Origin of the sequence: Mycobacterium rhizamassiliense (assembly GCF_900157375.1) — a bacterium.
Taxonomy (GTDB): Bacteria; Actinomycetota; Actinomycetes; order Mycobacteriales; family Mycobacteriaceae; genus Mycobacterium; species Mycobacterium rhizamassiliense.
On the sequence record NZ_LT721901.1, the window covers coordinates 6,004,109 to 6,015,470 of the forward strand.

14 protein-coding genes are annotated in these 11,362 nt (G+C 63.4%); 5 read left to right on the forward strand and 9 right to left on the reverse strand.

Annotation, left to right across the window (positions count from 1 at the left end; genetic code table 11):
• From MRAB57_RS28345 to MRAB57_RS28355, 3 genes are all read right to left on the reverse strand, one after another.
• Positions 1 to 201: a hypothetical protein gene (locus MRAB57_RS28345; RefSeq protein WP_077090277.1), complete on the reverse strand. Its 201-nt coding sequence runs from the start codon at positions 199 to 201 to the stop codon at positions 1 to 3.
• 571 nt (positions 202 to 772) lie between these two features.
• On the reverse strand, positions 773 to 1,357 hold the full coding sequence (locus tag MRAB57_RS28350) for a hemerythrin domain-containing protein (RefSeq protein ID WP_077090278.1): 585 nt from the start codon (positions 1,355 to 1,357) through the stop codon (positions 773 to 775).
• Between the two features lie 89 nt (positions 1,358 to 1,446).
• The gene (locus tag MRAB57_RS28355) at positions 1,447 to 2,343 is read right to left on the reverse strand and encodes a manganese catalase family protein (protein WP_077090279.1); all 897 of its coding nucleotides are present in this window, start codon (positions 2,341 to 2,343) and stop codon (positions 1,447 to 1,449) included.
• Between the two features lie 417 nt (positions 2,344 to 2,760).
• Between MRAB57_RS28355 and MRAB57_RS28360 the strand changes: the two genes are divergently transcribed.
• From MRAB57_RS28360 to MRAB57_RS28375, 4 genes are all read left to right on the forward strand, one after another.
• The gene (locus MRAB57_RS28360; RefSeq protein ID WP_173813981.1) at positions 2,761 to 3,393 is read left to right on the forward strand and encodes a GAF and ANTAR domain-containing protein; all 633 of its coding nucleotides are present in this window, start codon (positions 2,761 to 2,763) and stop codon (positions 3,391 to 3,393) included.
• A 624-nt stretch (positions 3,394 to 4,017) separates the two neighbouring features.
• Positions 4,018 to 5,193, forward strand: a complete 1,176-nt coding sequence (locus tag MRAB57_RS28365; RefSeq protein WP_173813982.1) for an N-acetyltransferase DgcN family protein — start codon at positions 4,018 to 4,020, stop codon at positions 5,191 to 5,193.
• A complete protein-coding gene (locus tag MRAB57_RS28370) occupies positions 5,190 to 6,341 on the forward strand; it encodes an alanine/ornithine racemase family PLP-dependent enzyme (RefSeq protein WP_077090281.1) in 1,152 nt (383 codons plus the stop codon). The genes MRAB57_RS28365 and MRAB57_RS28370 overlap by 4 nt, the downstream gene beginning before the upstream one ends.
• A gap of 65 nt (positions 6,342 to 6,406) precedes the next feature.
• Positions 6,407 to 6,670 carry a hypothetical protein gene (locus MRAB57_RS28375; RefSeq protein WP_077090282.1) on the forward strand — a complete coding sequence of 88 codons (264 nt, stop codon included), beginning with the start codon at positions 6,407 to 6,409 and terminating at the stop codon, positions 6,668 to 6,670.
• A gap of 819 nt (positions 6,671 to 7,489) precedes the next feature.
• On the opposite strand, the gene MRAB57_RS28380 is transcribed toward MRAB57_RS28375, so the two are convergent.
• The 4 genes from MRAB57_RS28380 to MRAB57_RS28395 all read right to left on the reverse strand — a co-directional run bounded on the left by MRAB57_RS28380 (position 7,490) and on the right by MRAB57_RS28395 (position 9,849).
• On the reverse strand, positions 7,490 to 8,395 hold the full coding sequence (locus MRAB57_RS28380; RefSeq protein ID WP_077090283.1) for a nucleotidyl transferase AbiEii/AbiGii toxin family protein: 906 nt from the start codon (positions 8,393 to 8,395) through the stop codon (positions 7,490 to 7,492).
• Entirely contained in the window at positions 8,392 to 8,976 is a 585-nt protein-coding gene (locus MRAB57_RS28385; RefSeq protein WP_077090284.1) for a type IV toxin-antitoxin system AbiEi family antitoxin domain-containing protein, read from the reverse strand. The genes MRAB57_RS28380 and MRAB57_RS28385 overlap by 4 nt, the downstream gene beginning before the upstream one ends.
• Before the next feature lie 136 nt (positions 8,977 to 9,112).
• Entirely contained in the window at positions 9,113 to 9,550 is a 438-nt protein-coding gene (locus MRAB57_RS28390; protein ID WP_077090285.1) for a hypothetical protein, read from the reverse strand.
• 23 nt (positions 9,551 to 9,573) lie between these two features.
• Positions 9,574 to 9,849, reverse strand: a complete 276-nt coding sequence (locus MRAB57_RS28395) for a DUF1883 domain-containing protein (protein ID WP_077090286.1) — start codon at positions 9,847 to 9,849, stop codon at positions 9,574 to 9,576.
• Between the two features lie 479 nt (positions 9,850 to 10,328).
• Here MRAB57_RS28395 and MRAB57_RS28400 point away from each other — a divergent pair, with 479 nt between their 5' ends.
• A complete protein-coding gene (locus MRAB57_RS28400; protein WP_342743370.1) occupies positions 10,329 to 10,541 on the forward strand; it encodes a tyrosine-type recombinase/integrase in 213 nt (70 codons plus the stop codon).
• Between the two features lie 60 nt (positions 10,542 to 10,601).
• Here MRAB57_RS28400 and MRAB57_RS28405 read toward each other — a convergent pair whose 3' ends face one another.
• Together MRAB57_RS28405 and MRAB57_RS28410 are read right to left on the reverse strand one after the other, a co-directional pair.
• Positions 10,602 to 11,222 (reverse strand): hypothetical protein, encoded by a 621-nt coding sequence (locus MRAB57_RS28405; RefSeq protein WP_245836035.1) that lies wholly within the window; start codon positions 11,220 to 11,222, stop codon positions 10,602 to 10,604.
• Positions 11,223 to 11,225: 3 nt separating this feature from the next.
• Positions 11,226 to 11,362: integrase core domain-containing protein (locus MRAB57_RS28410; RefSeq protein ID WP_157900675.1), on the reverse strand; the 137-nt coding region annotated here is incomplete at its 5' end.

The window sequence follows — 11,362 nt, forward strand, 5'->3', positions numbered from 1 at the left end:
CTATTTCGACGAGAGTCTGCGCCAGCTGAAGACGGCAATCACGATCCCGATCACGACGGTGATAGGTCCGATGATCGACCATGTGGTGGTGTTGCTCATCGGACTACCACCAAGCACTCCGAATCCCTGCAACGCCCAGATCAGACCGAACGCTGCGACGAGCAACCCGACCGCGAATGTGACGACGAAAGCCCTGCTCATACAGGCATCCTAGGCGCCGGACGGCGAATGTCACGCCCCGCGAATTCGCGCTCCATTGTTTCAAGGACCGGCAGCAAATCAAATAACCGGTTCCGGTTGAACCGCCACAACGACCGCGTCGTGTCAACTTTCAGGTTCGGCGAGCTAGCTGGCGTCGGCCTCGAGTACCTGAGAAAGGACACCTCCTCATGAACGCGACCCTCAACACCAAGACGAAACGGCTTGTCGCGGCATTGGGCGCAGCAGCGGCCGCGGCAACTCCCGCCCTGTTGTTCGCCGGTGCGGGAATCGCGCACGCGGACGATTGCTATGGAGCCTTGCAATACAGCTACTACTGCTCACCCGCGTCGGGTTCGGGGGGGTACTCGTCGTCACCCCCCGTCCAGTACACGCCCGCGCAGCCTCCGTTCGGCTACAACAACCTGCCGGGGTGCTCTGGCGGCGGTCTCGCTGGCATAACTGGGGCTCTCAGCGGGGAAGGCTGCTAGTAGCCGTCGAGAACGCCAAACGCCCCCTTCCGAATGCTGGAAGGGGGCGTTTCAGCACGAGACGGAGCCCATCGAGTCGGTTGTCAGTGAATTTGAGGATCGGGTGGGTTCTTGGCGGCCCGTCCGGTCAGCGCGTCGAGCACGTGGTCGATTGTCGCGGTTACCATGCCGATCGTCTTTAGCAGGATGGGCTTGGGCGGCGTGTCGGGGTGGGGCCGCGTCGGCGCGATCTTCTTTGCCTGCTCAAGCTGACTTCCCAATTTCTCCAGCTGCTCATGGCTGACGGCTGCTTCGAACTTCGGCCACACCATTTCCTGCTCGTACGCGATGTGCTCGCGGGCGGCGTCGACGAAAGCCTGTAGCGCCTTGTGATAGTCCGGTTCTCCGACTGCGCTGTCGATCAGCTGTTGCAGAAGCCTTTTGCCCTTCTGCTCTTGCTGGATGGCCTTGTCCGCCAGCGTATCTCCGTCGTCGAGCGCTCTGCGCACCGCCGGCCAGAAGAATTGCTCTTCGATCGCCTCGTGTTGCGATTCAGCAATAACTAAGTTGGTGACCATTGTTTCGAGGCCACTAACCTGACTGCCAGCACCCGACGGTGCGCCGTCGAGCACTTCTAACATGCCTAATACACTTTTATGGTCCTGCCGTAGAAACATCAACGCGTCCATACGTTTTACCCTGCACTTCCTGTAGGACGATGCGACCGGCACAGGCCGGCACCCGCAATCGAGTGCCGGCCGGGCCTGGCATCGGTGAGCTAGTTGGTCGGCGTGCGCTGCTCGTGGGTGAACGGCTTGTCGCCCTCCACCGCCGGTGAACCCGACGGGTTCTGTTCTGCGCCTTGGTTTTTGCGGATATCGGTGCCCAGCCACTGCTGCTCGGGCTTCTCGATGTACTTCCACTCCACGCCATCGGGCCACGGACCTTGCCCCTCGTTCCACGGGCCGCGCACCGACTTTTCACCACCGCTCGACATGTTGAAAGCGACATTCTGGAAACGGTTGTCCCCGGCCAACTTTCCCGGCGGGAAGTTGACTGGCAACTCGTTTAGCGCAGCGGTGAACTGCTGGTAGTGGGCGATTTCCCGGGTCATCAGGAATGTCAGCGTGTCCTGCGCCCCAGGGTCGTCGGTGAATTGCTTGAGGTATTCGTAGACGACTTTGGCCCGGGATTCGGCCGCTAGGTTATTGCGTAAGTCCACCGTTGGGTCACCATTGGCATCGATGAAGGCGCCCGTCCAGTTGTTGCCTGCGGAGTCTTTGACATCCGGGCCTCCGCCGCTGAGCACCAGAAACAGTGGGTTGACGGCGACTTGGTGGATCGCCTGTTCACGACCATCAGGGCTGGCGACCGCCGGCATCCAATCGCACCGTTCGTGGGCCTGCTTCAGATTGTCGTTGAGTCCGTCGAGAAGCATCGTGATCATTGAGCCGACCATCTCCAGGTGGCTGAGCTCCTCGGTGGCGATATCCATGAACAGGTCATACATCTTTGGGTTTTTCTCCCGCAGGACGAACGCCTGGGTGAAGTACTGCATCGCCGCAGTGAGTTCACCGTTGGCACCGCCAAATTGCTCCATCAGCAGTGATGCGAAACGTGGATCAGGTTGGCTCACCCGAACCTCGAACTGAAGATCTTTGTTATGAACGAACATTGGTTGCTCCCAGAGGACATCGAAGGTCTACGAGAAGTTGGCGACCGGAAAGTCGGGAATGCGAACCAGGGGCTGTAGTTCGTCCAGTACGCGAGATGCGGCGCTGCTTGTCGCATCGCGAAGGGCAGTACCCGTGCGGCAACCACGTAAACAGGCACCGAGACGCCGAGGGGCGATTGGGCTCCGGTCTGCGTCGCCCAACCCATCCCGCACGGACCCGCGATACGTCGGTCCGCCAGGCGGTTTACCGAAGCGTTGCACCGGCTAACTTGAAATATGGGCACAGCCGAATTCGTTGAGCCGCCTCGGTGTGCGGACAGCGCTCCTGAACGCTTTGGGCCGGATATCGCCGACGAGTTGGCCGGCCTGACTTCGAGCGCCTGGGGCTGCCTAGAGCAGCTATCCAGATCACTCCGCGTGGACGAGGGGGACCTGCAAGCAACCCTGGAGGCCATTGCGCGCAACGCCACCATCGCCGTCCCGGCCGCCGATGCCGCCGGCATCAATTTGGTCGAGAGAGCGAAGTTCGTTCCCCAAGCGGTATTCGGCAAAGCGCCACCGATCCTGGACAAAATCCAGCAGCAGACGGGCAGCGGCCCCTGCATCGACTCGTCTCGCGATCAGCAAATCGTCGAGATAGCTCGGATGGAATTCGAAGGCCGCTGGCCGCGATTTAGCCGGCGCGCCGTCGAACTCGGCGTGCACTCAATGCTGTGTTTGCCGTTGTTGGCCGATGAGCGGACCATCGGATCACTCAGTTTGTACGCTGGCCAGCCGGATGCTTTCGACGAGGCTGCCAGCGGACTCGCCAATCTTTTCTGCGCCCTCGCCGCATTGGCGCTTGGCGACGCCCAGCGAACGGATCGTTTACGCAAAGCGATGAACAATCGGGATGTCATCGGCCAGGCCAAGGGCATCTTGATGGAACGGCACCGTATCACCAGCGACGACGCCTTCGACATGCTGATCGCCGCGTCAAAGCGCCTCAACCGCAAAGTGGTCGACCTCGCCGTCGAACTCGCCGAAACCGGCCATTTGTCTGTCACTTAGAGGTCCACGAGTCGCGTAACGCGACTCACGCGCAACCCATGACTCGACTTCATCACCTTGGTGGAGCTAAGGGGATTCGAACCCCTGCCTTAACCAGGCAAAATAGGGTTTCGCCTGGGGTTTCGTTACTCCTCGTTCCGATTCGTTCCCGCTCGTTACGTGCGGTTTCCTTTTCGGCTCTTGGCGGCGTCAAGAGGGGTCTCCGAGAGCGCGAGCTGTCGGTTTCACACGCCAGCGGTGGTGGCACCCGCCTCGGCGACCTTCCTGGGCCAGCCACGAAGGCCTTTTCGTCAGCTACACAGCCGCGTCGGCGACGCAGCCGTGCACCTCGAACGCGGTGAGGTGATCGTGCGGGGTGGCGGTGGTAGAGCTCGTCGGTCACGGTGAGGCCCCGAACCGCGACATACCAAGGCCCCGAGATGGATTCCGTGCGGAGCCCTAGTGACCCACGGGACGTACCGAGATGCGGCATCTGGTCGGCGGAAGCAGGACATTCAGAACCGATCGGCTAGAGTCAACAGGCCGGTAATCTTGCCGGCCCTCAGGGCAGACCACTCGTTGAACGTTGGGCTCACCGCCCCGCCACGATCCCGTCGCCTCCTCTGAGCCTTCTCAGAGGAAACCATGTCTTCGCTCGCCAGCGATACCCCATCTCTCGATGCATCCGAACAGACCGAGTGGATCCTTCCGGCAGCTCCCTTCGCGCTGCCTGCCGGTTCCACCGCGATCGTCTACTGCGAGGGCCTGTTCGGCGAGCAAGACGGTAAGACCGCCAACGGCCTGGTCCGGCACTCGAAGAAGTACGAGATCCTCAGTGTCATCGACAGCCTCCGGGCCGGAGTCGATGCTGGGGAGTTCCTCGACGGCACCGCGAACGACATCCCGGTGCTGGCGTCGCTCGCCGAGTCCATCTCTCACGCCGGCCGCGTACCTGACTACCTGATCTGTGGGCTGGCACCTGCCGACGGCCTACTGTCGAACCAGCAGCGGGTCGTGCTGCTCGACGGCATCGCCCGCGGGATGCACATCATCAACGGCCTGCACGAGTTCCTCAACGACGATGCCGAGTTCGAGGCGGCAGCCGTGATCGCCGGCGTCACCATCACCGATGTACGCCGACCGAAGGCCAAGCGCGACCTGCACCTGTTTTCGGGCCGGATCTTCGACGTCACATGTCCCAGGATCGCGATCCTGGGTACGGACGGGGCGATCGGGAAGCGCACCACCGCCACCTTGTTGGTCCAGGCGCTCAACGCGTGCGGCATCAAGGCGGTCATGGTCGGCACCGGTCAGACCACCCTGATCCAGGGCGGGAAGTACGGCGTCGCGCTGGATGCGCTGGTCCCCCAGTTCTGCTCAGGCGAGGTCGAGCACCAGGTCGTCGCCGCGTTCGAGGGTGAGGACCCTGACGTGATCGTGGTCGAGGGCCAGGGCGCGCTCAGCCACCCCGCGTACCTGACGTCGGCTCACATCCTGCGTGGCAGCCGCCCGGCCGGCGTGATCGTGCAACACGCGCCGAAGCGCACGGTGCTCGGCGACTTCCCGATGATGCCGATGCCGACCGCGGCCAGCGAGATCGCACTGATCGAGGCGTTCGCCGACACCCGCGTCATCGGGGTCACGATCAACCACGAGGAGATGACCGACGACGAACTGAGCAACGCGATCTCCGAGCATCATTCGCAGCTCGGCCTCCCGGTCACCGACCCCCTGACGCGTCCCGCGTCGGATCTGGTCGACATGGTGCTGACGGCCTTCCCCGCGCTCGCGGTGGTGGCCGACACGACCACCCTCGTGTGACGCTTCGGATCGAGACCGATCTCGACAAGGTCGAGCAGAACACGCGCATCCTGGTTGACCGGCTTGCCTCAACGGGCATCCGGGTCACCGGGATCACCAAGGCCGTCTTGGGCTCGCCGGGAGTCGGCGCGGCGATGCTGCGCGGCGGCGCCCTCGGTCTCGGTGATTCCCGGGTGCCGAACCTGGCTCGGCTGGCCGGGCTCGACCCACTACCGACGCGCACGTTGATCCGCTCGCCGATGCTCAGCCAAGTGGCACACGTCGTCGAGGTCGCCGACGTCAGCCTGAACACCGAGGCCGTCGTGCTGGCGGCGCTCGATCAGGTTGCGGCCCAACAGAAGCGGACGCACGCCGTAGTGCTCATGGTCGAGCTGGGTGACCTCCGTGAGGGCATCGCACTCGACGACGCCCCCGAGGCGGTGCGGGCCGTCCTCAGTCACTCCTCCCTCCGGCTCGTCGGGCTCGGCGCCAACCTCGCTTGTCAGAACGGTGTCGTGCCCGACGACCGGAACATGGGCATCCTCACGGGGCTCGCGGACGAGATTGAGGCACTGCACGGGATCTCGCTCGACGTCGTCTCAGGCGGGAACTCGGCGAACCTGAACTGGGCTCTGCACACCCACGACATCGGCCGGATCGACGAGCTCCGGCTCGGCGAAGCCATCCTTCTCGGCGTCGATCCGCTGTACCGGACACCGATCCCCGGCCTGCATACGGACGCCTTCACCTTGACCGCCGAAGTCATCGAGGTCGCCATGAAACCGGCTCAACCCTGGGGAGATCGTGCTCAGGCGGCCTTCGGCGAGGCGCCGGTCCGTACCGGCAATACGACCGTGCACCAAGCAATCCTGGCCCTTGGTCACCAGGACGTGGACCCGGACGATCTGCATCCGCCCGACGGCATCGCGATCCTCGGGATGAGCAGCGACCACCTGGTGGTCGACCTCGGCGATCACCCCGACGCGGTCGGCGACGAGATCGACTTCGGCGTGGGATACAGCGCACTCGTACGGGCGATGACGTCGCCCTTCGTCACCAAGATCGAGCACCGTGGCCGTTCCGCCGCACCCGAGGCGACCCAGGTACCACCGCCGATCCAGGTTTCGTCCCCCCGCTCAGTGCCGGACGCCGGTGCCGGGCGGACCTGACTTCTCATCTTGAGTGCCGAACAAGCTCTCGCGGGCGCTTGGGACGGGGCCTAAACTCTTTGGCCATGGCACCCGAACCCGAGGCACCCCCAGACTTCTCGCCGTTCCACAGGATGCGGGACATCGAGCTCGACCCTGAATCCGTCGTGGGTAAGGACCTCCGCGACCGGTTCGCTCAACTCGACCAGTCCTTTACCGGGAAGAACCCCCTCTGGTCCGCCGTCGTCAAACTCATCGGCCTCACCGCCATGTGCGCCCGGGGTGTCATCGACCTCGAAAAAGAGGTGATCGAGCTGAGGCGCGAGATGAGATCCCGCCGCGACGCATGATCGCTGCCAGACGAGCGTGATCCCGACCAGTCCGGCCGACCCCTAGGCGATAGTCGGTTTTCTGGTGGAGCTAAGGGGATTCGAACCCCTGACCCCCACACTGCCAGGAGCAGGCGGAATGCGTGACCAGGCACGATAGGACCGTTTTCGGGCAGTTGTGGGCGTTGTCGGGCGTGCAACTGTAGTCAGGGTTGTCGTCAGAATTGTCGTCAGCGATCCGGTGCGCTGCGGATGTTTCGAAGAAGACATTGGGAGATTAAATCCGGTACCGCCAGCAGGACCTCACCCGGCTTGTCCGCAACGCTCCAACCCCGAGCCATTGAAGGTCGCGGCCACGCCCTTGAAGCGGAAAGCCACTTTCCCGCGGTAGCCGACCTTCCGAGTTTCAGGCGGACTTGCGCTCGCATGGGTGTTGTTCAGGCTAGACGCGCCGTCTGCAATCAGACGTGTTGGATCAGCTCGTCTGGCTCGTTGGCCCCATCTCGGCCCCATGAAATGACAGCTCTGGCGAAGAGATATCTCGCGCGCCACGATCACGGCATCAAGGGCGACACAAAGCCAGACCGGACATTGTTCCCCCAACGCGTTGGGCGCGGGCTGAAGTCTGTGACCAATGGATTACCAGAATGCGGCTTGCGGCGATGCCAGTCGTTGCTTGCCTTGCCCTGTGCGCGATTCGGTCACCGGACCCGTCGGGCATCGACGTGGTGGTTCCTGCCGATTCCCAGTCATTGAAGTGAATAACCGGGAAGCGCATTTCGAACGCCACCCCGTGATGGCGACGGCCCCGACCGTCTTCTTACGGCCAGCCAGCCCATGTCACCGGCGACGTGGGGCCGGCCAGTTACCACCTGTCGCCACGTCGATCCGATTTACGAACTGCTGCACTCTTTTTGCAGCAGCTTCGGCGGTCTCTGCTAAGTCGAGGTGGCCGAGCCCTTCTAAGGCACGCACATAAATCGGCGGCCAGTGTGGCATTACGACCACCGTCGGTGGCCAACTGTGTTGGGCGCGAGCCTCAAACACGGCGCAGCAGGCGCTTCGCGTGTCAGATAGATCTGCATCGGCGATCAGCGCTTCGAGCAGTTGGAGGTCCACAAGGTCGTGCGCGCGGTCGTTGACCTTCGGCTTCGGCAATACAGCGGAGACCGCGTGCACTTTCTGCGCGATCTGCCAGGGAAGCGTCATGCAGGGCACCGTCACGTCGGCGGTCACGCCGACCAACCCCAGCGCCTCCGAGGTAAGGGTGTCGAACTGGTCGGCGTTGCCCGCTTCCACGGTGGAAACCTCGATCGGCACCGATGCGAAGGATTTTCCTCGGTAACTGAGCTTCGCAGTGAACCTGCGCGGCTTGATCGGCAAGCCCGGAATCTCGATCTCCTCCGGAGGCGTAAAGACGGCGGTAAATCCCTCCCAGCCGATTTCGCCCGCATCGGCAAGGCGGTCGTGCACGGATTCGATATCTTGACGGACGACGGCGTCGAGGTCCTTCGAGGTGCGCGAATCGACGATGCCGCGACGCAATTCCAGCGACGAACCGCCTTTGACCAGCAGCAGCGGAGCGCCCCCATCATCGACGAGGGTGGCCGCGAACTGCGCGACCACGAGGACAGCGACATGGCGTTGCAGCCGACCGAAGACAACGCCTTCCCTCCCTGCTGCCTGGACCAGGCGGTCCTGCAGCGACCGCAGGTTAGTCGGCGGGGTCGAGTATGGCGCCGTCATGCCGACGCTCCTCCGGACCGGCCTGGTCGGCGCTCTGCAGTGTGATCGAGCGCTGCGCGCAGCCTCGCCGCCGCCGTACGGCGCAAGCTGCCAACCCCTTCGGCGCGATCGATCGCCGCGCGGAGCTGGTAGGGGTCGGTGCCGGCGGCCATGCAGTCATTGATTGTTCGGGCGACGGTGGTCACTGGGATGCCGTCGGCCGAGGTGATGTCCTTGCCGGGCAGTTCTCGGCGATGAACCGCGTACAGGTCGCCGCCCGCGGCGCGCGGATGGTTGTCGCGCGGCACCGTCAAATGGATCCGTGGAGGGTTGACATCGGCGAGGTCGTGCAGCGCCAGCGCCGACTCGTGCGAGATGACACCCCGACCCAGCGCCCAGGCGACTGCAGCAGCGAACTCGTCGTGCTCGCCGCGCGGGAGGACGGGCACGCGGTAAACCCCGCGCCCCACGTGCTCGAGACGCCTGCGTGCAGCCAGCAGGCGCAGCTGGGTGGGGTCAATGCCTAGGTCGCGGGCATCACGAGTTGTCACGTAGCCGTGTTGCTCGGCTGCGCGCTCAACTAGCCGATCACGGATCATCATGTGCTTAAGCGTATCAAATAGATACGCTTAAGCACACAAATGCCGGCCAATTGACGTCAGAGGCGGCGGACCATGACGCTTCCAATCTAGAATTGATGCGCTCGACCTCGCTGGTGCAATGCAGAAGGCCTGACGCTTAACCAGTTAGCAGATTGCCGCCGGCTCCGCCAAGCGCACCGATGGCGACTTGCGTTGCGAAAGACCGCAATCCCACCGCTAGCGTCCCAAACTTGCTGCGCTCCTCCGGCTCTCGTGCCTGATCGCCTGCAGCTAATTCGAGGGCATCGACCAGGCCCCCCAGCAGAGCCTCCGGGGACGGCCATGCGCCCGCGACTCGGAGGGCGCTGCCGGTCGGTGCGCCGACCGCCCAAATATCGCCTGACGCGATCGCAGTCACGTCTCGGAAGAATGGCTCTGTATTCAGTGCGCGAAGTGCTCGCTGAACCGTGCGTGCATCGAATCCGACCGCCGCTTGGATGTCGTCGGCATCGACGGGACCGCCCGTTCGGTCGTAGATGTCAACGACTGCGCGAAGCACAGCCAAATCGCGATTGGTCCAGGTGTCTTCGATCATTCGGTTTACTCAACGCTCGAACTTCATGAGGCCGCCGGGACCACGTGGACACAAGCGGTGCCGCGTCCGGCGCAGCCCCCGTAGTCGATCACTAGATACCAGTGGTCATCATGAGGAACCTGCAGATGGATAGGAGACTGCCTGTAGTGGCCGCCGACAAAGCGGTGCCGCTGATTGGCCTGAAATGACCGGTAATCATTCCGGTCAAGAAGACGAACGTTGGCGGCATTGCCGGTCAAATCGACCCGAACGACAGCGCCGCGCCGCTGCTGTCCGAGATCCGTGTAGTTGTACTGCATCTTCGGTAACTCCCGTATTGCGATCTGGCCACTTCGTGCAGCCATGCAACTACGAGATACCATGCAGCGCCGACAAAACCGGGGAACGACACGCCGCGACGCCGGTCTGCGCGACCTCCAATAGTGTGCAGTACTCAGAGCGGAGGACCAACGCGACACGCCGTCCGGCCGTGGCGCTCCGCCGACTTTCCTGCCTGCGCCATGCTGGCATTTTTCCAACCTGCGGCCTCTAAGGTATGAGCTAGCCGGTCGCTGTCTCGCCCGGTATGCGCGGTCTCATAGCTGCAGGCCAGCGACGTTCAGCTGTCCGACCTGTCTCGCCCCGTCCCGCTTGTTCGCATCGGTTCCGCCGTGTTCGGTGTCCAAATCCGTGGCCAACCCGTTGAGCGACAAGGACAGTCGCCTCGCCGTCACAGGCACGTTTTTGATGGGCGTTCAGACGCGCCGGCCCCGACACCCAGCCCGTGCCTGGCGCACTTGTGCACGGATTGCGCCATACGTACGCAACGGAACTTGCGGGTTCCGAGGTCAGTGTGTACACCCTGATGAAGCTTCGCGGCCACGAATCCATGACGACCTCGCGGCGCTACGTCACAGCGGCGGGCTCAGAGACTCGCAGCGCTGCGGCGCGAAATCGTCTCTACGGCTTGATTTCTGAACGCACGGCGAGGGCCGGTTCAATCAACAGTTGAATTACCGTTGTTCAACTACATCGCCGGGTGATCGGTGTCCACTTGCTGCGCGTGCAGCGCTCAGGCAGCACGCGCTATCGACCGGAACATCTGCAAGAACGCAGACACTTCCCCAGCGAGCCAAGCGTCGTAGTCCCGGGATCGGCGCCGGCGCGCCTCGTGAAGGCGCCCCCGTCGGACATCGAGAGCGGCGGGTCGGCCGTGCTCGCCGCGGAAGGTGTGCTCGATGATCCGGGTTGCCGCCTGAGCGGCATCTGATGACAGCTCCTGCCCTTTGTAATAGGGCACGATGAGGCGGTTGCCGGTCCGGTGCCGCCACGTCATTGCCGGCGAGACTTTGACCTCAAGCTGCTGCTCGCGCCACCGTTCTGTGGCGGCGAAGACGCCGAGCGTCTTTCCTCGCCGCCACTGTTCCCAGCCTGCCGCAAGGGCCTGATAGCTGCTCTGCTTGTTGTCGGTGGCGTGGTCGGCCGCGTCGCGCACGCGGCGTACATCGTCGCCCCGCACGATCCCTTCCCTGAGTGCCTCTCGTGCCTCGCGGTAGAAATCGGGTCCGCGCTGGTAGTCCTCGGCGTAGATATCGGCGATGGCGCGCACCACCGTAATCCGTTGACTCGCGGTGGCGGTCACGAAGTCCATGAAGCTGCCCAGGCTGATGCTGACGTCAATGGAGTCGGTCACGGCCTAGCTGTGATGTCCAGGGAGGTTGGTCAGTCGGGTGACCGGTGGCTGGCCTCCGAGGGCGGAGTGGGCTCGGTGGTGATTGTAGGAGTGCAGCCAGCCGGGTAGAGCGTCGTTGCGGTGTTCGGTTGATTCGTAGA